The sequence below is a fragment of the Kribbella sp. NPDC056951 genome, assembly GCF_042674205.1.
GTDB lineage: Bacteria > Actinomycetota > Actinomycetes > Propionibacteriales > Kribbellaceae > Kribbella > Kribbella yunnanensis.
Window position 1 is genome coordinate 981,286 of the sequence record NZ_JBHUQZ010000001.1, and the last position, 22,810, is coordinate 1,004,095.

Below are 22,810 nucleotides of genomic sequence, written 5' to 3' on the forward strand. Positions count from 1 at the left end.
CGTGCCGGCACCTGTTGCGGTGAACCCATCGTTCAGGAACAGATCGCCCTCGACCCGCAGCCCGTCGCCATAGAAGGCAGGACCGGTGGTGTTGCAGATGGCGGCGCCTGCGACGATCAAGTGGCCGGCTACATGCGTGTCCCGCAGAAGCAGCCCCTTGATGCGGCAGCCACTGAGCTCAACTGGCTTGAGCCGAGCATCGGAAAGATCAGCTCCTGATGCGAGGTAGCACAGCTCCAGGCTAAGGGGCACGGTGGCAGTGACGTGACGCGTATCCAGGTGACCGACAACTCGCGCGCCTCTGAGCCTGATGCCACGCGGGTCGGCCTCGACTGCAAGTTTCCCGCGCAGGATGTCGCGAATGACAGTGGCCCGGACACTGCGCTCGGCTCCCCACGCGCTCATCTCCTCCTCGGAGACGTTGTCCTGGCCGTCCGTGAGATCGAGCACGCCACCGTCCATGACGCACTGCAACAGGCGCGCTTCCAACCGAGTCAGGTCGTCCATGCTCCCCCAATGACGTTGGCGAGAAGCGTAGCCATCTCCGTCCACATCCGGCAGCTTGGACGCCTGAGACCGCTCGTCTGTTCCCGTCAGACGACCGGAGTTCATGGCGGCCCTTTGCCGCCCTAGGACTGGGTATGCGCGTCGCTACCGCAGTCGGGACACTTGCCCTCCCGCTCCACGGGCGCACCCCTCGGCTCGGCGCACTCAGCTGACGCTTTCGGGCCAGTCGCGCCACTCGAAGGACTGTGGCCGGGCGCCATCGCCTGTCAGGAACTCCTGGACTGCCTGGCGCACCTGATCGATGCTGACCTCGGAGTCCTGTGGCCAGCCCTGGTCGTGACCGGCGTAGTAGTAGAAGACCTCGTCCCGCTGGCTGACCTGTCCGGGGACATACCAGCTGCCTTCGTGAGCGCCGTCGTCGCCGGCGTAGCGGATGCCACCGACTTTGGCCTCGGCGTGGAGGGCGACCCGCAGCTCGTGATCAGGTACGCCAGATTCCATCAGCGGGCGGGCCTTGCTGTACAGCGTGATGACGGAGGTCTCGAAAGACTCAGCCAAGACGGAGTCGATCAGGGCGTCGATGTCGTCGGCGGACTCGAGAAGCGTCGCTACATCGCTCTTGTAAAAGGCTTCCACGGTGTTCGGCATCGTCACTCATCCGTTCTGCATTGCGCTGGTATACGTCTTCTTGAATCCGTCGGGACCGAAGATGGTCAAAGTACCGCCTGGTGGCAGGAACAGTTTCAGCAACTGGTCACAGCCGAATCGACCCGGGCATGGGCTGTTGTTGACCACGATCGTCTCGTGCATCAGACCACGTTCGCGCATGAACAAGGCGAACTTGGCCTCCACATGTGAGGCGACCATCGGATCGGCGTCCTGGCGGCCGATCCGATGCTCGCGCATGAAGTCTTTGACTTGCTGGTAGTACGGGTCGTCGCCCTGGCCGTCGCTGCTGCGCTGGCCACTGGCGAGCTGGTGTTCATTGCCGTCGGCATCTTTCCAGAGTCCCCGAGTCTTCGGTCGGCTGATGACTGACTCCTCACGGATGGGCAGCGTGCCGAACAAGTGCCAGCCTTCATCGTTGCTGATCCGCGGAATCTGCGGCGGCTCTTGCGGCCTCGTATCGTCGCTGTCCTCCGCGACTCTGACCGGCTTGCTGCCTTCGGGTTCCTCCTGGTCCTCGTCTCGCCGACGCTCCGCTGGTGATGTGCTGGTGCCTGGGCCCAGCTTTCGCCGATCTGTGGAGCTGCCGCTCGGCTCAACAGTCCGCACACCGCTGTCCATCTGCTCGACCCACGCCCTCGCTCGGGCCTCAGCAAGGGACAGGTGGTGGGCGGCCTCTTCGCAGCGCCGCGCGGCTTCGTCGAGCTGCATAACGGCCGTCCGGGCGCTTGGGTTGTGGCTCGTGTTGCCGATCCATGCTGCCGCCTCCCGGCTCTTTCTGGCTCGGTCGTGCAGATAGTTCGTTGCCCGCGTGCACTCGTTCAGGCAGGCGAGCAACTGCTCGGCGACCCGCTGCAGTTCGGAGGGCATATGCGCCGTGGCCGCGCTATATCTGGTCGGCGTAGCTGCGGCAGCCAGCCTCGGCGATCTGCAACGACTGCACGGCCTGGTCGACTGACTTCGCGGCAGCGTCGAGCATCGTCGCGATGTCCTGGTCGGCCCGCGTCGCCGTACCGCGGATTAGAGCGTGTACCTGCTGGCTGGACTGCTCGAAGCGCTGCTTGAACCCGCCCAAGCTCGCAGCGCCCTGCCGTGACTGGTCAGCCAGACCGTGCAGTTGCATCTTCATCTGTTCGACTTTGGACATATGTGGGCCTCACTTCCAGGAGGTGCTGAGGAGAGGGTGGAACGGCTGGCGCAGGACGGACTCGCCTCCGCGCCCCGCGCCAGCCGGTCAATGGAGTCCTTGTCGAGTCCTGCACAGGGGAGGGGAGGACTCGAACAAGAACCGCAGGTGGCGGGATCGATCGGGTGTGCAGCGAACCCCTGCACGTGAGGGACTGAGGACGACGACTCCCCACCGATCCCGCCGATTCATGGAGTGACCTCGTGCAGCATGATGCGAGCCCCCGTGACGCGCTCGAACTGCACGTGTATCTCCTCCGGATGCCCGACCAGTGCCAGGTGCTGAAGACTTGGCAGGACTACTGCCGTGATCTGGTAGCGGTTGACCGAGGCCACCAGCGCCTCGAACGTTGCCGGAGCGGTGTCGAGGTCTTCGATATAGACCGACCCCATGGCAAAGCCTTCGAGTTGAGCGAATGCTTCGAGTCCACGCTTCAGGTCGTCGACATGTCGGTCGGACAGGTACAGGTCACGCCGGGCATAGCCAAGCAGCAGCGGCCGGGTGTAGTCGGTCACCGCTCCTCGTCCATCCACCGGCGGAACTTCGCGACCAAACGCTCCCAAAGCCGGGATCGCCAGCCGCGTCGGTGCTGGCCGTTCACGAGCTAGCAGCATCTTCATCCACCGCCACAGCGACTGGCTCGATCGTGACGCGGAGACTCGCGAAGCGCCGAGTCATCGCGGCTTGGTATTGGATGGCAGTCGTCGGCTCGGCGGTGTAGTCCGCGATGACGTGCTCACCAAACCAGACGCGGACACGGCGGTCGGTCGGGCACGGGTCGACGATGGCAGTCACTCGCCACGCACCTCCTCCGAGATGTCTCGGATCATGAAGCCGTACAGCACAACTGCGATGAGCGTGAGGACCCAGGTACCGGTCATGGTGCTTTCAACTCCTGCGTCGAGATGAGGGGCAGCAATCTGAGGCGGCTGGACGGGATGTCGAGCGACACCAGTGGTCCGGCCTAGACCCAATTGCATCCCTTACGCTGGGTACACGACAGCGCACGTTTGTGGCATCTCTGGCGCATCCTTGACCAGCGCCGCACGGGCGCGGCACTCTGCCAAGCAATCTGGTGGGGAGGTGGAGAAGACGGTGGCAGGCAAGCGAACCCGATTGGCTGAGTGGCGACGCGCCGCTGGGTACAGCCAGGAGCGCTTGGCCGAGCATCTCGGCGTGGACCGTTCGACCGTCGCGCGGTGGGAGTCTGGCGGTACTGTGCCGGTGCCATTCGCTCGGCCCCGTCTCGCTGCGGCTCTGGGCGTCTCAAGTGCGGAGCTCAATGCCGTCTTAGGCGACAGCCGGCCGCCAGACTTGCGGCCGGCCGCCGACTCTCTGGCTCTCGGAATGCTGGCCGAGACCGACTTGCCACGACGAGACCTGCTGCGACTTCTCAGTCTGGCGGGCACCGTTATTGCCGGAGCCGAACTGGTCAGTGACCGGAGCGAGTTCGTCGCCAACGGGCCTCTGGATGCCAGCTCGGTTGCGGAGCTGGCGACCTTCAACCAGCAGCTCTGGCAGATCTTCGCGATGGCAACTGCTAAGCAGGCGGTGTATCCACTGGTGACGCAAGAACTCGCTCAGCTGGTCGAGCGGCTGAAACGGACCCATCGAGCAGCCACGCGCCAAGCTCTCTGCGAGCTGACGTGTGACCTGTTTCAGCTGGCGGGCGAGATCTTCTTCGATAATGACCAGTACAACTCGGCAGCCCACTGCTACACCCTGGCGGCACAGGCGGCCCGCGAAGCAGGTTCCCACGACCTGTGGGCCTGCGCTTTGACTCGGCACGCTTTCATCAGCGTGTATGAACAGCAGTTCGCGGATACGGTCCCGATGCTGGCCTCGGCTGCCGACCTGGCTGCAAAAGGCGACAGCGCCCTCTCCACGCGCTACTGGGTGAGTGCCGTGCAGTCGGAGGCTGCTGCCGGACTGGGAGACCTGACTGCCTGCGAGCGAGCACTAGAACAGGCCGAACAAGTCAGAGGTCTGGGCCGCGACAGTCAGACCGGAGGATGGCTGCGCTTCGACGGTTCCCGGCTACCCGAGCAGCGCGGCACCTGCTACACGCTCCTCGGTAAACCGGACCTAGCTGAGAGGTCTTTGCAAGAAGCACTGAGCACCTCCGTCTCGCTGCGACGGCGCGGTAGTGTGCTCGTGGACCTGGCAAACGTGGGAGTGATGCGCCGAGATGTCGAGCAAACGGTGAGCTACGCAACCGCCGCCATGGACCTAACGGAGCAGTCTGGTTCGGGCGTGATCGCTCGCAAGCTCGCCAGCCTGAACCAGCAACTCGCCGGTCACCGCCACGACGCCCAACTGTTGCGCTTGAGCGAGGACATCTCAGCTCGCCTGTCCGCCGAGCGCTCCCCGCTGTAGAAACCTCCCCGTCCAAAGGAGCAACGCCGTTGTCGAACGAACAGGGCCGCATCTTCCGCGACGCATGGATCGCAGGCGTAAAGAAGCACTACCCCGGCGAACCAAAGCCCGGCTACATCGCCCCCTGGGAAGACACACCCGATTGGGAACGCGAGAGTGCCGCAGCCGTCTACGACCAGGTACGGACATTCGTCGAGGTCTCCGAAGGAAACACGAGCAAGCTGACCCGAGAACAAAAGGGCCGCTTCGTGGCCCTCTGCTGGATCGCCCAGATCCACCGTCACATCCCAGACCCCAAGCCTAGCTACGTAGCCGACTGGAACGACCTACCAGCCTGGCAGCAAGAAACTGATGCAGACATCTTTGAACAGATCGAAGCCGCGAGCTGACACCGGTATTTGTCAGGCTTGAGATTCGTTCCACTCGGATCGACTTCTTGGCGACGTCGAGGGAGTGTACGCGGACGGCCGACTGTCGCCTGATCCAGACCAACCGGTCCGAGGGTGGACCTCGCCCGCACGCTCCAGTGCGAATGACCAGAAGCCAGGGTCAACGCCATCAGGAACAGGGCGCGTGTAGGCATCGACTCCTCGGTCCTCGTCCGTTCCATAGGCCTTTTGTCTCGCGGTCCGCGGGAAGGCGCCTGATTCGACGATCCCGTGATCCCTGGATACTAGGCCGCGTTCCGTAACTGCCCAGCCGTCACGGAGCCATTCGTACATTGCCCCGGTGGCCCAGGCGTTCTCGGCGCCGGTCCGTGCAGCCATTGCCTCGGTTACGGCAGCGTGAAGATTCTGGAATAGCTTGTCGCCAACCAGCTTGGCTTCCTCGCCGAAGCCTCGTCTGCGCATCTCATCTCGAAGCGCATGGAGTGCCTGGACTGGTGATTGGCGAGGATCCCAGGCCACCTCGACAACCGGGATCCCTATGCCGCCGTCCGGACTGTGACTCGCTTCGTAGTGGAGGAGCAGGCGTGGCTCTCCGTTAGCGAATATGTCGTCCAAGCTCAGTTGCATACCACCTGAGGAATGGGGACGCCAGGACAAGGTCACTCGCGGTCCGGTGGTCACAATACTTGCGGGAACGGTGATCTCTCCCCATGCCAGCGCCCGAAGATCGTTTGCTTGCTCAAGAGCCTCCGCTACGGTGTCAAAAGAGACATCTTTCGAGAGCTGGTCGGCGCGTGCGCGCCGTTCTGAATCTTCGTCAGCCACGCTCTGTTCCAGTTGCGCCTGTAATGCGTCGATACGGATACTCAGGTCTCGATTGGTGTCTGTGAGCTCCTGTGTGCGCTCGTCAACGATGGCGGTCGCCTGCTGCCGAGCGACCTCCTGCACGCGCCGAACCAGGCCACGTTCCACTAGGAACACCACGGCAACCAACAAGATCGCGGTACCAATGTTGGTCAATGCCGATGACCCCAGCGACTCCCAGGCGCCGTACTCGCCGTCAACCCAACGAGCGAGGATGAACGGTAGAGCGGTGATGCCGAGTCCGATGAGAGTCACGACAGCGATCGCCCACCACCGGATGTGGATCTCTTGCTTGGCAGGCATGGAGTCTCATCCTTCCCCTAATGGCGTGGCGAGAGCCTAGTGCCTTCCGCTGCTCAAGGCTCGACTGTGCCTGCTCGCGTCCGTCGCAGTCTGACAAGCTTCTCTACGTCTTCAAGACGGGCCTCGGGGCCCGTCGTCGCGCCACCATCGTAGATCGGGACGCCTGCCCTCCACTGGGCCAACGCTCCGTTCTGGGCACATCCCTTGGCCTGGTGCGCACGTGCAGCAGGGCGCCGGCTCAGAGACAGCAGAATTCGCCATACGTGAATCGGCACCCTGTTGATCTGGATGCTGCCAAGAAGAGGTCGGTCACCCGCCGCCCGGGTTTGCAGAAGTTAGCCGTCTGCCGCTTGGCTCCCGCATCGCCCGCTGGCAACAATGCGAGGGACGGCCAGGCACAGCACGCCTCAGGAGCGCTACGGCGTCGCTACGCGATCGAGCAAGCTCGACCTTGAACCCCCACCGCACCGAACCTAGGGTCGGCAGCTATCGGGGCGATGCCGGAGGTCTGCCTTTGCGCTTGACACGTAACCGTCAACCGAGGGTGGTCTGACGTCCGTAACGCCGCACCCTCCCAGACCGATGTAGCAGGCGGCGAGGGGGAGGATCGATGGTTCTACTGTTGATTGGGCTCGGCGTAGCGGCCGCGGCCGCCACGTATGGGACTGCGCTGTTTCCGTTCGGCGTCGGTGTAGCCATCGCTGCTCTGTGGGCGAATGGCGTCCTCGCCAACTTTCGCGGAGATCCGCAGCAAGCTCCGAACTGGGCAGCCGCCATCAGCATGATTGCCGCCCTAGGGGCGGCCATCCTCGTGATCGCTGGTCTTATCGTGCGTTGATCGCTGGCAAGCGACAGGGGAACCAGGTGCGCAGTTCTAGACGCAAGTTTCAAGAACTTCAGGCAGTCAGAGAGCGCAACGCCCGAATGGTCAACGAGATAGTCGCACAGTACGTCGCGGGTGCTCCCGCGACCTATCCGGACGGATCGCCATTTCCGGCAACTGAAGCTATCGGCGCGCTTGGACAAACCGCTCTGTCGTTCTCCGAGGTCAGCCATCCCGACAGGGATGCGATCGTCAATTACCTTCAATGGATGATGGCGCTGTTCAACGAGGTGGCCACCACCGAGCTGACACCTGACACCATCCAGATCTTCCACGACACTCGTGTATGGCTTGGCCGGCACGGATACACGGAGGCCCAGGGAGTAGTAAGGCAAGCGGGTCTTGACCTGATGAAGTACTGGGAACAGAACGGTGCTCAAGATCGCATGATCCGCGCTGCGATGAGCTTGCCTGATGACGGCAAGCTGCCGTAGGCACGGCAGATGGAGAGAGTCCCTAGCCACCTCTCTTACCACCTCTTTCGCCACAAGACGCCGCACGATGATGACAACCGTGATGGCTACGCTGCGTGAGAGCTCGCAGGTCAGGTCGCAGTAGCGGCGAAGGATGCGGACTGTCCGCAGGTGTGGATCCGCGATCCGTCGGGTTGTGGGTTCGAGTCCCACGGGCCTACCAAACCCCAGGTCAGACGACTGACCGGGGTCAGAGGACACCGCCTCCGGCGGCGACAGCATCTTTGGCGCCTTCGGCGTGTGCGCTCACCGTGGTATCCCCCAACCTTGCCCGGCTGCGGACGGGCGGCCGGCTCGTGGGTCAGGTGGGGGGCTGGCGGCCGTCGGGTGGGTATAGGACGAGCCTGATGTCTGTGAGGGTTAGGGGGCCTGTGCGGGCCTCGTTGAGGGCGTGGGGGCCTATGCGGTAGGTGGGTTGGCGTTTGTAGTGGCCTGTGGGCTGGTGGTACATGACTAGGTTGTTGGTGGTGAGGCGGAAGAGGATTCGCCAGATGGACTTGATCAGGTCGTCCATCTCGGGGCTGCTCACGACGCTCAGGGTGCCTGCGTCCAGGACGCCGTTTTTCAGGCGGGGGCGGAACCATTGGATGGAGTCGCCGGCATGGGTGCCCCATGTGGTGCCGTCGGTGCGGAGTTGGGTCTGTAGGACTGGGTGAAGGTCTGTGGGCCAGAAGAAGGCCATCAGTTTGGCGTCGGTGATGGACTTGAGCATCGGGGGCGAACCGTCCGCTGGCCAGGGGCCGGACTCGACGATTCGGATGTTTGGGTGGGCGGCCAGGATCGCTGCCTGGAAGGCGACCTCGTCCTCGGCTGTCAGTAATGCCGGCGACGACTTGCCCTTCGGCATAAGTGCCTCCTTCAATCGGGTCCGAGGAGGACAGTTTGTATCAAGGGGCGGGTCGGGGTGCTCCTCCCTTTGGGGGAGGGATTGCGATGGTTGTGGTGGATGTGCATTGTCACAACTTCAATGGGGATGACTTGCCGGTTCGGGGGTTTGTTCGGCAGGTGGGGTTGCATGACTCGGTGGTGGGTGGGGCGGTGGCGGCGTTGCTTGATGCTGTTGTGCAGAAGGGGGCGCCGGGGTTTGGGGAGGAGAAGGGGCGGCTTGACTCGTTGCTTGGGGGGAGCACGTTTGGGGTTGGCCTGGAGGGGCTGGAGCCGGCGGAGCGGGTGGTTGATCCGGTTGAGCAGTTGGGGGTTGAGGTTGATGCCGAGCTGACTGAGTTGCTGCAGCGGAATCCGGAGTTGGTGCGGCGGGCTGGGCAGGAGTTGGCGGGGGACGAAGAGGGGCTGTTCGACGCAGCCAAGGCGGTACGGCGGGCGGTGACTTGGGCGAAGCTTTTTACCAAGTCTCGACTGGATCTGACGGGGGTGCTGACAACCACTTATCCGGAAGTGGATCTGTTCTGTCCGATGCTGGTTGATCTGGGGACGGCGCTGGGGGACAGGGCTAAGACCACGATTCGGGAGCAGGTTGTTCTGCAGGAGCAGATCAGTCGGTTGAGCATGCTGGGGCGGTTGCCTTGGCCGACTATGGCGCGGGTGCATCCGTTTGTCGGGTTCGATCCGCGGCATGAGGTGCGGGCGCGGCGGGCTGGGGACATCGATACGCCGTTGAGCATCGTGAAGGACGCGGTACGGCGGTTTGGGTTCGTTGGCGTGAAGCTTTATCCGCCGATGGGGTTTCGGCCGCTGCGGAACGTGGCTGTTGGTGATGTGACCGTCGAGGAGGCGGAGGCGCTCAACGACGTACTCGATGAGTTCTACACGTGGTGCAAGGCCGAGGATGTGCCGATCACGGCGCATTGCAACAACTCGCAGTACGCGAGCCCGGCTTATCAATCCGCCGGCCTGGCTGGTCCCGGCGGCTGGATCGACGTCCTCGACAAGTACGCCGGGTTGCACGTGAACCTCGGGCATTTCGGGGGTGCTCGGGCGGTTGAGGATCCGAATGCTTGGATCTGGCAGATCGCGAACGCGGCCGCGCGGTTCGAGGGTCTGTACGCCGACGTCGGCGACCACAAGATTCATGAGCACACGTTGTCCGGGCCGTACCTTGACCGGCTGCACGACATGTTCGGTCGGCCGGCGACCGAGGTGATGAGCAAGCGGCTGATGTACGGGACCGACTGGTACATGCTGGCGATCTACCCGGAGTGGCAGCGGTTCCTCAGCACGTATCGCGATCTCTATCGGGACAGGCTCGGGTCGGGGCCGGCCGATGACTTCATGGGCGGGAACGCTCTGCGTTTCCTGGGGTTCGGCGATCCCGGGAACAAGAACAACCGCAGACTCTGGGACCGGTACGAGCGCTACGCGCCCGGTCGTACGCCGGCCTGGCTGGCTCGCCCCGCCTAGCCACCGCAAGGAGGCCTTCCCATGTGGGACGAAGCCGAGCTCATCGAGATCATCGAGACCTTTCCGGCAGTCGCTGACGAGGCGCTGGCGGCGATCCAGCAGGACGTCGCCAATCCGCTGAACCTTGCGTCCATCGCGGCGGCGGCAGCGTTCCTCGGCACTGATGCCGCCAAGCAGTGCATCATCCAGCTCGAGGGCCTCGGTCTGCTCGACGCCTTCGGCGAGGCGCTGCGGGCCCGTGGAGTGGAGATCGACAGTACGGCGGCCGGCGGCGGGCGGATCAATATCGAGGGCATGCGCCACTTCCTGGAACGAGCCAAGACGTTCCGCTGCCGGATCGAGGTGGACAAGAAGTTCGCGGGTTCCGGCTGTCTGGTCGGTCCAGGGTTGGTGCTCACGACATGGCACGTGGTCCGGCGCGAAGGTCCGGGCATCGTGGAGAGCCCGCCGCCACGCGTGACCGTGATGCTGGCCGACGGAACCACGCATGTTGCCGCCATTCCGCCGTCGTTCGAGTCCCCTTGTGGCGCAGACGAGTGGAACAGCATCGCGCCGCGACAGGATGCCGACGTACTGAATCGTCATGACGTCGCCCTGCTCACGCTGCGCAAACCGGCCGCGCGGCACCTCGGGTTCGTCCAGATGCCGCCGACCGCGCCGCCCGCGACATCGCGGATGAAGCTGTACCTGCTCGACTTTCCGGCCGGGGTGGACGAAGGGCTGGGCGACGGGACCACCTGGAAGATCCGCGGCGTCAGCGTCCGCCTGCGGCACAACGTCAAGACCGCCAGCGGCTCCTCCGGTGGCGCCTGCTTCAACGAACGGTTCGAGTTCTTCGGGCTGCACCAAGGCAAGGCGGGCAAAGGTAAGTACGGACGGTTCGTTCCGGCGTACCTCTTCCTCGACGCCGTGGCCGGGCTGATCCAGAAGGATATCTCGCCGACCGAGCTGTGGCACCTGGACGGGCGGAGTGATCGCCTCGTCATCGGCCGGGATCTCTTCGTCCGCAGCGTTGCCGAGGCGAGTAAGAGCAGTACGCGGGTTCGTGGGATCAGGGTGAAGCGGACCGACAGCGACGAGACCGGTCTCGGGTTCTCGTACCGAATCCTCGACGAGTTGCTGCTTCGACAAGGCGGTGCGCAACTCGCTGTCCGGATACCCGTCGGCGATGCGGTGCCCGACCTGATGGTGGACATCACGCAGCGCGTCGAGGCATCCGGACTCGCGGTCACCGAGCCGCCGTCGCCAGGTGGGGTCGATCCGGTCCAAGCGGCTCCGGAGGCAGCGGCACGGGACCGGGCGAATCGGCTCGCGCTCGCCGTGAACGAGGCGGCCGCGAAGCTCGGACGAACGGTGTGGTTCTTCTTCGACGGCCCGTCCGGCCGGATGTCGGACCCAACCCGGCTGCATCTGGAAGGGTTCATCGCGGCCTGCCTGACGTTGCCGCAGGTTCGGGTCGTCGTCGCCGGTCTCGAGACCGTGCGGCTGGCCGGGCTCGAGTTCGCCGCACCTGATGTCGCCGGCGGCGACGGGCCGGCTGGGCTGGTCGTCGACTACCTCGTCGGGTTCACGAAGGCGGATCTGAAGGACTGCCTGACCCGGGCTGCGACCGAGCTCACTCAAGAGGTCGATCCGGTCGTGATCGACAGCCAGGCCGACATCGCGCTGCAAGGTTTCGTCCCGTTCAACGAGCGTTATGCGGCCAAGGATCTCGGCACGGTGGTCGAGAGGTTGCAGCCCTACCTCGCGCTCCTGCGTGCGCAGGGAGAAACACCATGACCCAGTATGGCGAGGTGCGGCCGAACCAAGCGGTCGCGGAGCAACCCCCGATTGTTGCCCAAGGCATTGACCAGGCGCGGGTGTATGCCGCCTTGTCAGGTCCGTTCGATCCGGTTCAGGCGTTGCGCTGTATCGACGAGGTGGAGACGGCCGGGCCGAGCGAGTTGACCGCGATCGCAGCCGGCCTCTCGCAGGCCTGCGACACGATCCTGTCCGCCATGACCGGGCAGTGGCTGATGCGTGGTGCCGAGCGCCGACGGATCCTGAAGGGACTCGCGGCCGACGATCGGGTGCAGAGCGCAGTCGCCTGGCGCTGGGAGAAGGAGCCGGACCAACCGGCGGAGGACCTGCTGAACGCGATCGAGGCGGCCGGGATCTTCGCGGCCGATGCCATCGCGACGGCAGTGCGTGACAATCCGGACCGCGAGGTGCTCGAGCGCCTTGCTCTTGGGCTCGGGCGCGCCGGATCGCTCGCGCCGGCGTACGAGCAGGTGCCTCGGGTCAACGCGGCGCTGACCCATCTGGATCTCGTCGCGGCGACCAACCAGGACCGCGGGTTCTTCGGACGTCAGGCGGAGATCGCGCGGATCGTGCGCTGGCTCGGCGACGCGGTTGCCGGGCAGCCGGCATCGGCCCTGTACGTCGATGGTCTGCCGGGAATCGGGAAGTCGGCGCTGCTCGAAGAGGTCGCCGCGACGCTCCTTGGCCGGGACGACGAGTGGGTCGTGGTCCGATTCGACTTCGACCGGGCAGGACTCGACGTACTGGACTCGGTCGGGCTGACGCTGGAGTTCGCCCGGCAGGTGTCGGCGCAACTCCCCGGTTCCGAGGAACGGATCCAGCAGGCCCGGCAACGTGTAGCCAATGCGCCCTTGCTCAAGGGCGAGGGGCAGGAGCGGGTGCCCGAAGAGTTGGGTCCCGTGCTCGCCAACGCACTCAGCAGTCCACCGCGTCGGATCTTCCTGACGCTGGACACACTCGAGGTACTGCGGGCCCGTGGCGAGACCCATCCCGTCCGGCTGTTCGATTGGCTGAACCAGCTCGCAACCGTCCTGAACGTGCCGATCGCGATCGTCGGTGCCGGACGCGGCGGAGCCCTGGACGGTACGAGTCCGCACGTTGAGGAACAGATCCCGTTGACCGGGCTGGACCCTGACAGCGCCGATCACCTGCTGGCGCGGCTCGATGTCGACCCGGAGTCGTGGGCGGACCTCCGGACCATCGCCGACGGGAATCCGCTGGCGCTCCGGTTGGCGGCGAAGTTCGCGAACGAGCACGGCACCCAGGACCTGCCGAAGGCGCGCGGCCGTGGTGAGCTCGCGGTCCCGTACCTGTACCGCTTCATCCTGTCCCGGCTCGACGACGAGGCGCTGAAGAAGCTAGCGGTTCCGGGGCTTGTCGTGCGGCTGATCAACGCCGACGTGATCCGCGAGGTCGTCGGGCCGCGGGTGGGGCTCAAAGGGCTGAGCGCCGCGCGGGCAGCGGAGTTGTTCGAGACTCTCGCCAGTCAGCACTGGCTGGTCGAACCAGCGGTCGGAGGTTTCGTGCGGCATCGCAAGGACATGCGATCCGTGCTGCTCCCACTCCTGTACGACGCGGAGCCGGCGAAGTCCGCAGGTATCGACCGGGCTGCGGCGAAATGGTTCGGGGCGCGCGCAGAGACGTGGTCCGCGGTCGAGTCGGCCTATCACCAACTGCAGTTGATGCGCCGTCGTTCCGCAGTACCCCCGATCGACCCCGGGGTGCTCGCTCAGTTGGACCCGGCAACCATTGCGGAACTGCCGAAGGTCGCGCAGGACGTCGTACTGCTGAGCCAAGGCGAACGGTCAACCAGCTATCGCGGCGAGCGGGTCGCACCCGGTCGAGCGCTGGACCCGAACGCGGTGGCCGAGCTGCGGGCGATGAACGAGCGCTCGGACTGGCCTGAGGCCAACTACATCTACGACCGTGCGTACGCCGACGCGTCGTTCGACCCGACCGGCCCGGACGCGATCCCAGCCATCACGTTCCTTTGGCGCTCCGGTCGCTGGCGCGAGGCCCGCGACCTGCTGGCCCGGCACGGCGGCTGGGACCGAGGAGGTGCGGGGCATCCGTTCGAGCCAGAAGAGAGCGCTGCGTTCACCGACCTGATGTGCCGGCTGGAGATGGGTGCTGAGTTCAGCTACGACGCGTGCGTACAAGCTCTGCGCGACGATCCGGACGCCGGACGGAACGCGATGAGATCGGCGCTCGAGTCGACGGCTGGGCTGGCGAATGGGGCGCTCCGGTTTGCCTTCCAGCGGGCCGGGGTCGAGATCGAGCGGAGCATCAAGACGTACGACGTGGTTGTTAGCGCCGCGACCTGCTGGCGACCTGGCATGACCGGCACCGCCTTCACCGGTGGCGCCCCCGATTTGGAGCGGATCGTCGCGCACACCGGTCCGCTGGATGTCGACAATGCCGACGCCTTGGTGCTCGCAGCGCGATCGTTCGCAACGTTGTCGCCGTTCGCTGACCTGGTCAGCACGATGAGCCAGCTGCCGGATCACCAGTACCTCGGTCGGTGGATGACGTCGGTAGGGGAAGGGATCGACAGGCTGGGTTTCCTGGCGCCGGACGGTTCTGGGTGGTGGCACAACTTCGGTACGGCGCAGGCGTTGCAGGTCTTGGCTGATCTGGGGTTGCTGGCGGAGGCGGTTGGGGCTGCGGCGTTTCTGCACGAGGACGCCGATCTGCGGCTCGTGGGAATGGCGGCTGAGCGGTGGCGGCGTACCACCGCCGGCTCGTGGTCCTACGGGTCGAAGACCAAACCCAAGGGGTGGGCGCGGGCGGTCGACGTCTCGATCGCGGATCGGTTGACGGCGTTGCAGGACAGGCCGGATCAGTACGGGGCGGCGAAGGCGCAGCTCGAGGCGTGGTGTCCGGGGTTCACGGCGGACGACGTACTCGGGCTGCTTCAACGGCGGGCGCCGAAGGTGTTTCGCGCTGCGCGGGATGAGCAAGACGTGATGTGTGCAGCGAAGGTGCTGCTCCGGTGGTATGTGCCGAGTGCGTTCGTGCCATCGGTGGCGGTGCTGCTGCAGGGGCGGCGTTACAAGATCTAGAGGGGGAAGGGCAATGACAGACGGAACGCAGGACGAGGCTGTACGACGGGCGCGGGTTGAGGAGAGGCTCCAGAATCCCGCTCTGCGCGAGGTGATTACGGAGGCGATCGCCGCGGGTGAGGTTCCGCACGTGTTGGTGTCGGAGCAGGATGCGGAGTTGCTCGACAAGGGCGATGACCTGGAGAGCGTGCTGCCGATCGACCCACTGGAGGCGATAGTACGGCGGTTCGGGCGGCCGCCGTTGCTGGTCGAGAACGACGAGGTGGTGCTGCAGCCGCTGCCCGAATTCGATGCCGGTACCGACACGCTGATCAAGGGTGTCGAGCCGTTCGTGAGGTCCGTCGGGCGGGTGGAGTTCGTCAACCACGACATGCAGTGGGGCGGTACCGGCTGGGTCATCGACGAGCCGACCGCGACCAGCCGCATCGTCGCCACGAACCGGCACGTCGCCAAGCTGGTCGCCGCCCGGGTGGCCGACGGTAGCGGCGTCTTCATGCGGTCGCCGGCCGGGATCCTGTACAAGGCCCAGCTCGACTTCAAGGAAGAGGTCCACTCCAACCCGGGCGACGCGACACCGGTCCTGGTCACCAAGATCATCTACCTCGCCGACGACGCGTCGCCCGATGTCGCGCTGCTGCGGATCGAGGGTGAGCCCGGTCTGCCGTCCGCGCTGCCGCTGGCCGACGAGGAGGCGGAGCTCGATCAGGTCGTCGCGCTGGTCGGCTACCCGGCCTACGACTCGCGCAACGACAAGAACGACCAGGCTCGTTATTTCCAAGGCATCTTCGACGTGAAGCGGTTCGCGCCCGGGTTCGTCATGCAGCCGCTTGGCGGTGGGCAGGCCCTGAGCCACGACTGCACCAGTCTCGGCGGGAACTCCGGTTCGCCGCTGATCAGCCTCGAGAACAAGCGAGTGGTCGGACTGCACTTCTCCGGACAGTACGGCGTACAGAACAATGCTGTTGGAGTCGGCACGCTGAAGCGGTTGCTGGCGGGTGAGCGTCCGGTGAGCGGGCGGGCCCGTCCCTTGGAGACGGCGACGACTGAGGCGGTGGACGGGACGCACGCGGCGACGTTCTTCGCCGGACGGGAAGGGTACGACCCGCAGTTCCTCGGCAAGAAGCTGGCCGCGCCGTGGCCCGTGCTCGATGCCGACACCGAGGCGACGCTCGCGCAGCCGAGTGACGAAGTACCCGACCAGCCGTTCGAGCTGCGCTACACGCACTTTGGCGTCAAGTACCGCGCGGACCGCAAGCAGCCGTTGATGACCGCGGTCAACATCGACGGTGAGCACTCGGTGCGGATCAAGCGGACCCGGGACAAGTGGTTCGCCGACAAGCGGATCCCGGCGGACATCCAGCTCACGCAGGCTGACTACAGCGATCCGCAGATCGATCGCGGGCACATGGTACGGCGCGAAGACCCGAACTGGGACGTGGCTGCGACGAGCATCAACGATGCGACCCCGCTGGCGAAGGAGGCGAACGCGGACACGTTCCACTACGTCAACGCGGCCCTCCAGCACTCGCAACTCAACCAGGGCAAGCAACTGTGGCTGGGTCTGGAGAACTACATCCTCGAGAGCGCCCGGACCAAGGGTTTCAAGACGTGTGTGTTCACCGGACCGGTCTTCCGTGCCGATGATCCTGAGCTCGTCGAGGGGCTGCCCGTACCGCGGGAGTTCTGGAAGCTGGTGGTGATGCCGGCGAGCGGCGGCAAGAAGCTGCACGCGACGGCGTACCTGCTCAGTCAAGGCGACATGATCCGCGAGCTGCTCGAGAAGCGGTCCCGGGTGGAGGCGGTCGAAGGGTTCGTGCTTGGTCCGTACCGCACGTTCCAGATCGCGATCGCCGACCTCGCCGACGCGACCGGGTACGACCTGTCCGCCTACATCCCCGCGGATCCGCTCGGGCAGGCGCGGATCGGCGACGAAGCCGTCAGTAGTCGCGAGCCGGTGTTCGTCCCGCTGGAATCCTTCGACCAGATCGTCGTCTGACGGGCAGGGGGTGTCGAATTGAGGCTGGTGTGATCGACGCGTGGGTGATGGAGCACTTCACCTACTTCGGAGGATCGCATCATGAGTGTCAACGGCGGGACTGTTTCGGTGGCTCGGGTGTCTGCTCGGGCGCTGCTGGGCTGTGGGGTTGTGGCTGGGCCGCTGTACGTGGCGGTGGTTTTGGGGCAGGCATTCACTCGGGCGGGGTTCGACATCACGCGTCATCCGGCGAGTTTGTTGGCCAACGGGGGGCCTGGGTGGGTGCAGACCCTGAACTTCGTGGTCGCGGGGGTGTTAACGGTTGCGGCGGCCATTGGGCTGCGGCGGACGGGGCTCGTGTGGGGAGCTCGGCTGGTGGGGCTTTACGGGGCCGGGCTGTTGCTGGCTGCGGCGTTTCCAGCTGATCCGGCGGCGGGGTTTCCGGTGGGAACGCCGGCGGACTATGCGGAGATCAGCGCGCGGGGGATGGGGCATTTCGTGGCTGGAACGATCGGGTTCGGCGGCCTGATCGCCGCTTGTCTGGTGGTGGCGCGGCACTACCGGAGCATCGGTCGACGCGGGCTCGCGCGGTTCTCGACGGCTACCGGCATCCTGTTCTTCGCAGCCTTCGCAGGGTTGAGCGGTGGCGCGGGCAGTCGGCCGACGATCATTGCCTTCGACCTCGCGGTCGTGCTGGCGTGGACCTGGCTGGCGGTCGTGTCCGCAGACAAACGCCGTACGGCGTGAAGTCAGCCGGTACGGCGGAGACGTCGAGCGACCGCGTCGGCGAATGCCTCATGGATGTCGGGGTCGCTCCAGGGCACCGGTCGGGTTTCGCCGGACTTCAGGCGGATCTCCCAGCGTGTTGTCCAACGCTCCGGGCCGCCGGAGGTGAGCCCGACCAGTTGACAGGCGGCGACTTCGGAGAGAGGTTCCAGCCACCCGGTGATCCCCGGCGCCGTGGTCGTCGTCCCCCGGCGAGGCACGCTCCAGGACCACTCCTTGGTGAACCGGTAGCCCCGGACGCTGATCAACATGTCCCCCGCGATGGCCATGCAATCCCAGATGATCGTTCGCTCGTTGCCATCGGTTGATGTGAGCGGCTCGGTGATCGCGGCGACTCCCTGGACGAGGGCGTCGCCTCCGATCAGCGTGGCAAGGGCCTGGACCACCTCGAGTGGGGCGTGGCTGTCGTTCACCTTGAAATGGGCCGCCAGGGTCGACAGGTCGTTGATGCTCGCTTCCATGCGGCTCCTTCAGGTGCGGGGGCGGACGAGGCCTAGGTCGTAGGCGATGATCGTGGCTTGGACTCGGTCGCGGGCGTTCAGTTTGGTGAGTAGGGCGTTGACGTGGGTTTTCGTCGTACCGATGGTGACGCCTAGGCGGTCGGCGATTTCGGCGTTGGTGAGGCCGGCTGCGATGAGGGTGAGGACTTCTCGTTCTCGTGGGGTGAGTTTCGAGAGGTCCTTGGTGGTTGTGGGGGCGCCGGCGGCGAAGGCTTGGATGAGGCGGCGGGTGACGGCGGGGGCGAGCATGCCGTCGCCGGCGGCTACGACGCGGATCGCGGTGAGGAGGTCGTCGGCTTGGGCGTCCTTCAGGAGGAAGCCGGAGGCGCCGGAGCGGAGGGCCTCGTAGACGTACTCGTCCAGGTCGAACGTGGTGAGGACCAGGACGCGCGGCCGGTCGCCTTTCTCGGTGAGTAGGCGGGTGGCGGAGAGGCCGTCCAGGCCGGGCATGCGGATGTCCATCAGTACGACGTCTGGGTCCACCTCGGCGGCGAGTGCGACCGCCTCGGCGCCGTCACCGGCTTGGCCGACGACTGTCAGGTCAGGCTCGGCGTCCACGATGGCGGCGAAGCCGGCGCGGACCACTGTCTGGTCGTCGACGACCAGGACCCGGACAGTCATCAGGACAGCTCCTTCTCAGCCGGTGTTCGAGGGGCCGGGGTGCCGTCCTCGTCCAGGGTTGCGAGTAGTTCGCGCATTGCGGTCAACGCAGAACGTGCTTCGGCGGTGACGTCGGACAGGCGGCCCGCTTCGGCCAGAGTGATCATCGTGTGCGTGCGGGTCAGGACGCTGTAATGCAGCCCGGCGGCGATCCGCTGGCGTTCGGTGTGGACTTCCATCTCGGTCGCCCAGACGAGTCTGGCGAGGGTCTCGCCGGTGTGGTCCCGGCGCTGGTTTCGCCGCTGCCGGATCAGCACGCCGGTCGCCCAGCAGGCCAGCAGCAGTATGACCAGGATGAACGCGATCAGGCCGCCGACGGCGAACGCGAACGCCGGGTCCTCGTCCTCGGCTGGTGTGTGCATCATGAGGGCTGCAACCGCCAGGCCGAAACTGCCTCCGGACGCGAGCATCGACAGGGCGGTCACGGCCGGATTCCCGCCGTACAGGGCGAGTGAGTAGACGGCGGCCGCGGGCGCCAGGACGGAGAACGCCAGCGCCGACTCGAATGCGTCAGGTAACCAATCGAGAGCAAGCGCGAGGGGCCAGAGGAAGCCGGAGAGGGCGACACCGGCGACCACGGTCCAGGGGCGGTCTCGACGGCCGAGCAGGATCAGGCCGGGTATCAGGGCCAGCAAGATCGCCAGGCTGATCGTCGCCGCGTCGAGCCCCGGTTCCTCGGAGATCAAGCCGATCGTCCCGCCGACCGCTGGGAGCAGGACGACAAGCAGTATTCCGGAGTCGGCGAACCACCGTTCCTGCCACCGCACGCCCGACCGCGGCGAGGTGGCCGCAGCCCCAACCGGGAGAGCGGCGGCCGGACCAACCGGGAGGGCGGCGGCAGCGCCAGCCGGGAGAGGGGCGGCAGCGGCAAGTGGGAGAGTTGCGCGGACCTGCCAACCGCCGTCCGGGCCGGGGCCTGCGGTGAGGGTTCCGCCGACAGCCTGAGCGCGGTCTCGCATGCCGGCGACTCCGCGCTGACCGCCTTGGCCGGAGGTCGCCGTACCGGTTGCCTGTCCGTTCTCCACCAGTACGTCGACGCTGTCGCCCGCCTGCACGACCAGCACCCGTACGGCGGCCCCTGGCGCATGCCGCAGCGTGTTGGTCAGCGACTCCCGGACGATGCCGAAGACCGCTTCAGCGACCGGTCCGGGCAGATCGGGGGTGACGTCGACGACGACCTGCTGCCCCAATCGTGTGAAGGCATCGGCCAGGCCGGCGATCCGGATGCTGAGCGGTTCGGACTGTTCACGGCCGCCCGTTTCCAGCATGGCGACCAGTTGGTGCAGCGACCGCAGGGTCTCGCGGCCGGTGGTTGCGGCATAGGACAGGGCTTCGGCGGCCAGTTCGGGCCGACTGTCGGCGAGGCGCTCGGCCGCCGTACCGCTGACGACGATGGAGGTCAGGTGGTGAGCGCTGACGTCGTGCAATTCGCGGGCGAGTCTGCGGCGTTCTGCGGCTGCGGCGACCAGCCGGCGGGCGTCTGCGGCGCGTAGTTGCTGGAGATCGGAGCCGCGAGCCGCGAGCCGGCGGCGACGATTCTGCCCGCCGCCGAGGATGATGCCGTACCCGATCAAATTGGCCGCAGTCTCGCCGACTGCTTCCAGGCCTGGGCCGTAGACGATCACTGCGGTCAGGGTCTGGACCGCAACCAGTACGCCGGCCGCTCGCCAGCTGACCGCCGTCGTGCAGCGCACTCCTACGGAGTACAAGGCAACAACTTCAACTGGCAGCACGGCCAAGCCGAGGGGTGGGGTCGCGATGTGACCGATCACGACCATGGCGGTCGTCACCCCGAGCGTCGTGAGGGGTGCGCGGCGGCGGAAACCCAGGGCGATCGTGGCAACGACCGAACCTGCGATAGCTGCGACGAGCTCTTCGTCGCTCATCAGGAGTTCCGGCGATTTCGCCAGGAACGGCAGTGCCGCGATCCATCCGGCACCCAGGATGATCGGCAGCAGCCAGTTGCGGACGTGTTCCATCAGGGCCAAAGCATAGGGGTTCTCTACCCGGCGACCGGGCGTCTCTACCCAGCGATAGAGGTGGTGATCGTGCTTCCGGCCGACGCGAATCCGACCGTCCGTAACCAGACTTGAGCTATGACCATCACACATCCGGCGGCGCCCGCTCCGGCTCCGCAGATCGTCGAACCTGCCACGTACGACCAGCTCGCGCGGGTGACCGGCCGGCACGACTGGTGGCGGCCGATCGTCGGTACGTTCGTCCTGCTGGGCTTGAGCATTGTCGCCGAGATGTGGGTGTTCGGGCAGTTCGAGAGCATGGCTGCGTCCCTGGACCTCCCGAAGGATGCCGACGGGTTCCGGATCCTCAGCGACCTGAGCGACACCGCGCTCACTCTGGCAGGGATCGCGCTCGGCATTCCCGCACTGGCGTTGACGGTGTGGTGGATTCAGCGGCGGACCTTGGGATCCGTCACCTCGGTGACCGGCCGGCTGCGGTTGTCATGGTTGGGTCGCTGCTTCGCCCTCGCCGTACTGGCCCTCGGTCTCAGCATGGTCGCCATGGGCGTCGTCGGCGCGCTGATCGAGCCGGAATCGACGTCCGAGGAGACCTGGGTGGGTTGGGGAACGTTCGCCGTCACCCTGGTGACGCTGCTGTGTCTTGTCCCCCTGCAGGCCGCGGCCGAGGAGTTCATCTTCCGCGGTTGGTTGCTCCAGGCAACCGGCTCGTTCCTTCGCAATCCCATCTTGATCGTGATCCCGCAAGCCCTGCTCTTCGGGGCGGCCCACGGTTGGGGCACGGTCTGGGGCTTCATCGACCTCGTCGTCTTCGGTGTCGTCGTCGGCCTGGTCACCATCCGCACCGGCGGTCTCGAGGCCGCAATCGCCTTGCACGTCACGAACAACCTGACCTCGTTCATCATGTCCTCGACGTACGTCGGCGGTCTGGGCACCGACGAGACCGCCGCCGACATGCCCTGGCAGTACGCCGTCGTCGACATGGCCGTGATCGTTCTCTTCGCCGTACTGATCCTCCAACTGGCCAAGCGCTACAAGCCGGCCGTGAACGCGTCCGCGAGAATCTCGTAGGTCGGGGGCGGCGGGGTGTCGTCGGTGGTGGTTGTGAGCGAGAGAGTGAGCTGGTGGATGGCGTCCGCGGCGTGGTAACTCCAGGTCCGGTAGCCGAAGATGCCGCCGGCGTGGCCCCAAAAGGTCAGGTTCGGGAGGGTGATGCGGCTGAGGCCCAGGCCGCTGCCGTGGAAGTCCTCATCGGTCGGAACCGTCGTCTGCATGGCCTCCAGCTCGGCCGGACGGAGGAGCTTGCCGGTGAGGAGAGCCGCGTAGAAGCGGTTCAGATCGCTTGCTGTGGAGACGAATTCGCCGGCGGACCAAGCTTGTGACGCGTTGAAGTCGCTGATGTCGACCAGTTGGTCGTCGAGGGTCAGGTAACCGCGAGCGTGCGGTTCCGGAAGGGTTGTGACATCTCCCGGGACCAGAGTTCCCTGCAGGTCCAGCGGTTGCAGGATCCGGCTCTCGATCGCGGTGGCGAACGAGTTGCCGGTGGCGGCCTCGATGATCAGGCCCAGCACGAGGTAGTTCGTGTTGGAGTACGAGTGGGTCGCACCGGGTTCGAACAACAGCGGCTGTACGGCGGCGCTGTCGACCGTGGCCCGAGGATCCCAGTGCACGAAGCGATCCCGGATGATGCCGGCCGTGTCGGGGAGATCGTCGGTGTAGTTGTGGAGACCGCTCGTGTGGTTGAGCAACTGGCGAAGCTTGATCGAGTCGCCGGCAGGAATCACCCCAGGCAACCAACGGTCGACGCTGTCATCCAGCGCCAGGATTCCTTCGCCGACCAGTTGCAGTACGACGGTCGCCGTGAACGTCTTGGTGACACTGCCGATCCGAAACGATCCGGCCGGGTCGACCGGAACCGCCGTACCGACTTCTGTGACCCCGCTGGTGCCGATCCACGATCCATCCGGTCCTCGGTAGTGCAGGAGAGCACCGGCCGAACCGGAAGCAACCAAGGAGTCGAGGAACTTCTGCAGATGCTGCATCCAC

22 protein-coding genes, 1 tRNA gene and 1 pseudogene are annotated in these 22,810 nt (G+C 65.7%); 12 read left to right on the forward strand and 12 right to left on the reverse strand.

Translation table 11 applies throughout. The features are described from left to right. The 6 genes from ACFTSF_RS04600 to ACFTSF_RS04625 form a co-directional block, all read right to left on the reverse strand. Nucleotides 1-507 (reverse strand): hypothetical protein (locus tag ACFTSF_RS04600; protein ID WP_380152489.1); only part of this gene is annotated, 507 nt, incomplete at its 3' end. Between the two features lie 204 nt (nucleotides 508-711). After that, nucleotides 712-1,155, reverse strand: coding sequence for an Imm1 family immunity protein (locus tag ACFTSF_RS04605; RefSeq protein ID WP_380152490.1), 444 nt, complete (start codon nucleotides 1,153-1,155; stop codon nucleotides 712-714). Between the two features lie 6 nt (nucleotides 1,156-1,161). Beyond that, entirely contained in the window at nucleotides 1,162-2,043 is an 882-nt protein-coding gene (locus ACFTSF_RS04610) for a DddA-like double-stranded DNA deaminase toxin (protein ID WP_380152492.1), read from the reverse strand. A 16-nt stretch (nucleotides 2,044-2,059) separates the two neighbouring features. Continuing rightward, nucleotides 2,060-2,302: a hypothetical protein gene (locus ACFTSF_RS04615; RefSeq protein WP_380152493.1), complete on the reverse strand. Its 243-nt coding sequence runs from the start codon at nucleotides 2,300-2,302 to the stop codon at nucleotides 2,060-2,062. Between the two features lie 245 nt (nucleotides 2,303-2,547). Next, the gene (locus tag ACFTSF_RS04620; protein WP_380152494.1) at nucleotides 2,548-2,874 is read right to left on the reverse strand and encodes a hypothetical protein; all 327 of its coding nucleotides are present in this window, start codon (nucleotides 2,872-2,874) and stop codon (nucleotides 2,548-2,550) included. A gap of 82 nt (nucleotides 2,875-2,956) precedes the next feature. Further along, complete coding sequence (locus tag ACFTSF_RS04625; protein WP_380152495.1) at nucleotides 2,957-3,154, reverse strand: hypothetical protein; 198 nt, start codon at nucleotides 3,152-3,154, stop codon at nucleotides 2,957-2,959. Nucleotides 3,155-3,454: 300 nt separating this feature from the next. On the opposite strand from ACFTSF_RS04625, the pseudogene ACFTSF_RS04630 reads away from it, so the two are divergent. From ACFTSF_RS04630 to ACFTSF_RS04640, 3 genes and pseudogenes are all read left to right on the forward strand, one after another. Then, nucleotides 3,455-3,634: pseudogene (locus ACFTSF_RS04630) on the forward strand (helix-turn-helix transcriptional regulator); the annotation flags it as partial. Nucleotides 3,635-3,706: 72 nt separating this feature from the next. After that, nucleotides 3,707-4,735, forward strand: coding sequence for a transcriptional regulator (locus ACFTSF_RS04635; protein WP_380153088.1), 1,029 nt, complete (start codon nucleotides 3,707-3,709; stop codon nucleotides 4,733-4,735). 29 nt (nucleotides 4,736-4,764) lie between these two features. Further along, nucleotides 4,765-5,124 (forward strand): hypothetical protein, encoded by a 360-nt coding sequence (locus tag ACFTSF_RS04640; protein ID WP_380152496.1) that lies wholly within the window; start codon nucleotides 4,765-4,767, stop codon nucleotides 5,122-5,124. A gap of 12 nt (nucleotides 5,125-5,136) precedes the next feature. On the opposite strand, the gene ACFTSF_RS04645 is transcribed toward ACFTSF_RS04640, so the two are convergent. Then, nucleotides 5,137-6,291, reverse strand: coding sequence for a hypothetical protein (locus tag ACFTSF_RS04645; protein ID WP_380152497.1), 1,155 nt, complete (start codon nucleotides 6,289-6,291; stop codon nucleotides 5,137-5,139). A 610-nt stretch (nucleotides 6,292-6,901) separates the two neighbouring features. On the opposite strand from ACFTSF_RS04645, the gene ACFTSF_RS04650 reads away from it, so the two are divergent. The 3 genes from ACFTSF_RS04650 to ACFTSF_RS04660 all read left to right on the forward strand — a co-directional run bounded on the left by ACFTSF_RS04650 (nucleotide 6,902) and on the right by ACFTSF_RS04660 (nucleotide 7,810). Further along, nucleotides 6,902-7,129, forward strand: a complete 228-nt coding sequence (locus ACFTSF_RS04650; RefSeq protein WP_380152498.1) for a hypothetical protein — start codon at nucleotides 6,902-6,904, stop codon at nucleotides 7,127-7,129. Then, a complete protein-coding gene (locus tag ACFTSF_RS04655) occupies nucleotides 7,126-7,608 on the forward strand; it encodes a hypothetical protein (RefSeq protein ID WP_380152499.1) in 483 nt (160 codons plus the stop codon). The genes ACFTSF_RS04650 and ACFTSF_RS04655 overlap by 4 nt, the downstream gene beginning before the upstream one ends. A 107-nt stretch (nucleotides 7,609-7,715) precedes the next feature. Next, nucleotides 7,716-7,810: transfer RNA gene (locus ACFTSF_RS04660), tRNA-OTHER, on the forward strand. Between the two features lie 138 nt (nucleotides 7,811-7,948). On the opposite strand, the gene ACFTSF_RS04665 is transcribed toward ACFTSF_RS04660, so the two are convergent. Continuing rightward, nucleotides 7,949-8,494, reverse strand: coding sequence for a hypothetical protein (locus ACFTSF_RS04665; RefSeq protein ID WP_380152500.1), 546 nt, complete (start codon nucleotides 8,492-8,494; stop codon nucleotides 7,949-7,951). A gap of 158 nt (nucleotides 8,495-8,652) precedes the next feature. On the opposite strand from ACFTSF_RS04665, the gene ACFTSF_RS04670 reads away from it, so the two are divergent. The 5 genes from ACFTSF_RS04670 (at nucleotide 8,653) to ACFTSF_RS04690 (ending at nucleotide 17,589) form a co-directional block, all read left to right on the forward strand. Then, nucleotides 8,653-10,005 carry an amidohydrolase family protein gene (locus tag ACFTSF_RS04670; RefSeq protein WP_380152501.1) on the forward strand — a complete coding sequence of 451 codons (1,353 nt, stop codon included), beginning with the start codon at nucleotides 8,653-8,655 and terminating at the stop codon, nucleotides 10,003-10,005. Between the two features lie 21 nt (nucleotides 10,006-10,026). Further along, complete coding sequence (locus ACFTSF_RS04675) at nucleotides 10,027-11,784, forward strand: trypsin-like serine peptidase (RefSeq protein WP_380152503.1); 1,758 nt, start codon at nucleotides 10,027-10,029, stop codon at nucleotides 11,782-11,784. Then, a complete protein-coding gene (locus ACFTSF_RS04680; RefSeq protein WP_380152504.1) occupies nucleotides 11,781-14,867 on the forward strand; it encodes an AAA family ATPase in 3,087 nt (1,028 codons plus the stop codon). Before ACFTSF_RS04675 ends, ACFTSF_RS04680 begins: the two co-directional genes overlap by 4 nt. A gap of 13 nt (nucleotides 14,868-14,880) precedes the next feature. Then, complete coding sequence (locus ACFTSF_RS04685; RefSeq protein WP_380152505.1) at nucleotides 14,881-16,863, forward strand: DNA/RNA non-specific endonuclease; 1,983 nt, start codon at nucleotides 14,881-14,883, stop codon at nucleotides 16,861-16,863. Between the two features lie 81 nt (nucleotides 16,864-16,944). Next, nucleotides 16,945-17,589 carry a DUF998 domain-containing protein gene (locus tag ACFTSF_RS04690; protein ID WP_380152506.1) on the forward strand — a complete coding sequence of 215 codons (645 nt, stop codon included), beginning with the start codon at nucleotides 16,945-16,947 and terminating at the stop codon, nucleotides 17,587-17,589. A 2-nt stretch (nucleotides 17,590-17,591) separates the two neighbouring features. Here the strand turns inward: ACFTSF_RS04690 and ACFTSF_RS04695 are convergent, their stop codons facing one another. The 3 genes from ACFTSF_RS04695 to ACFTSF_RS04705 are packed head-to-tail and all read right to left on the reverse strand — an operon-like array spanning nucleotide 17,592 to nucleotide 20,767. Further along, the gene (locus tag ACFTSF_RS04695; protein WP_380152507.1) at nucleotides 17,592-18,089 is read right to left on the reverse strand and encodes a hypothetical protein; all 498 of its coding nucleotides are present in this window, start codon (nucleotides 18,087-18,089) and stop codon (nucleotides 17,592-17,594) included. Between the two features lie 9 nt (nucleotides 18,090-18,098). Then, nucleotides 18,099-18,749 carry a response regulator transcription factor gene (locus tag ACFTSF_RS04700; protein WP_344153576.1) on the reverse strand — a complete coding sequence of 217 codons (651 nt, stop codon included), beginning with the start codon at nucleotides 18,747-18,749 and terminating at the stop codon, nucleotides 18,099-18,101. Next, entirely contained in the window at nucleotides 18,749-20,767 is a 2,019-nt protein-coding gene (locus ACFTSF_RS04705) for a histidine kinase (protein WP_380152508.1), read from the reverse strand. Before ACFTSF_RS04705 ends, ACFTSF_RS04700 begins: the two co-directional genes overlap by 1 nt. Nucleotides 20,768-20,884: 117 nt before the next feature. Here ACFTSF_RS04705 and ACFTSF_RS04710 point away from each other — a divergent pair, with 117 nt between their 5' ends. After that, complete coding sequence (locus ACFTSF_RS04710) at nucleotides 20,885-21,835, forward strand: CPBP family intramembrane glutamic endopeptidase (protein WP_380152509.1); 951 nt, start codon at nucleotides 20,885-20,887, stop codon at nucleotides 21,833-21,835. Here ACFTSF_RS04710 and ACFTSF_RS04715 read toward each other — a convergent pair. Beyond that, the gene (locus ACFTSF_RS04715; protein WP_380152510.1) at nucleotides 21,796-22,806 is read right to left on the reverse strand and encodes a serine hydrolase domain-containing protein; all 1,011 of its coding nucleotides are present in this window, start codon (nucleotides 22,804-22,806) and stop codon (nucleotides 21,796-21,798) included. The two genes, ACFTSF_RS04710 and ACFTSF_RS04715, sit on opposite strands and share 40 nt — an antisense overlap. Between the last annotated feature and the right edge of the window lie 4 nt (nucleotides 22,807-22,810).

What these genes read in the sequence shown, in the direction of transcription:
- ACFTSF_RS04665 (WP_380152500.1), bottom strand. Translation starts at nt 8,494, where the DNA reads ATGCCGAAGGGCAAGTCGTCGCCGGCATTACTGACAGCCGAGGACGAG.
- ACFTSF_RS04605 (WP_380152490.1), bottom strand. Translation starts at nt 1,155, where the DNA reads ATGCCGAACACCGTGGAAGCCTTTTACAAGAGCGATGTAGCGACGCTT.
- ACFTSF_RS04715 (WP_380152510.1), bottom strand. Translation starts at nt 22,806, where the DNA reads ATGCAGCATCTGCAGAAGTTCCTCGACTCCTTGGTTGCTTCCGGTTCG.
- ACFTSF_RS04685 (WP_380152505.1), top strand. Translation starts at nt 14,881, where the DNA reads ATGACAGACGGAACGCAGGACGAGGCTGTACGACGGGCGCGGGTTGAG.
- ACFTSF_RS04695 (WP_380152507.1), bottom strand. Translation starts at nt 18,089, where the DNA reads ATGGAAGCGAGCATCAACGACCTGTCGACCCTGGCGGCCCATTTCAAG.
- ACFTSF_RS04690 (WP_380152506.1), top strand. Translation starts at nt 16,945, where the DNA reads ATGAGTGTCAACGGCGGGACTGTTTCGGTGGCTCGGGTGTCTGCTCGG.
- ACFTSF_RS04645 (WP_380152497.1), bottom strand. Translation starts at nt 6,291, where the DNA reads ATGCCTGCCAAGCAAGAGATCCACATCCGGTGGTGGGCGATCGCTGTC.
- ACFTSF_RS04680 (WP_380152504.1), top strand. Translation starts at nt 11,781, where the DNA reads ATGACCCAGTATGGCGAGGTGCGGCCGAACCAAGCGGTCGCGGAGCAA.
- ACFTSF_RS04615 (WP_380152493.1), bottom strand. Translation starts at nt 2,302, where the DNA reads ATGAAGATGCAACTGCACGGTCTGGCTGACCAGTCACGGCAGGGCGCT.
- ACFTSF_RS04705 (WP_380152508.1), bottom strand. Translation starts at nt 20,767, where the DNA reads ATGGAACACGTCCGCAACTGGCTGCTGCCGATCATCCTGGGTGCCGGA.
- ACFTSF_RS04700 (WP_344153576.1), bottom strand. Translation starts at nt 18,749, where the DNA reads ATGACTGTCCGGGTCCTGGTCGTCGACGACCAGACAGTGGTCCGCGCC.
- ACFTSF_RS04710 (WP_380152509.1), top strand. Translation starts at nt 20,885, where the DNA reads ATGACCATCACACATCCGGCGGCGCCCGCTCCGGCTCCGCAGATCGTC.
- ACFTSF_RS04675 (WP_380152503.1), top strand. Translation starts at nt 10,027, where the DNA reads ATGTGGGACGAAGCCGAGCTCATCGAGATCATCGAGACCTTTCCGGCA.
- ACFTSF_RS04610 (WP_380152492.1), bottom strand. Translation starts at nt 2,043, where the DNA reads ATGCCCTCCGAACTGCAGCGGGTCGCCGAGCAGTTGCTCGCCTGCCTG.
- ACFTSF_RS04650 (WP_380152498.1), top strand. Translation starts at nt 6,902, where the DNA reads ATGGTTCTACTGTTGATTGGGCTCGGCGTAGCGGCCGCGGCCGCCACG.
- ACFTSF_RS04635 (WP_380153088.1), top strand. Translation starts at nt 3,707, where the DNA reads ATGCTGGCCGAGACCGACTTGCCACGACGAGACCTGCTGCGACTTCTC.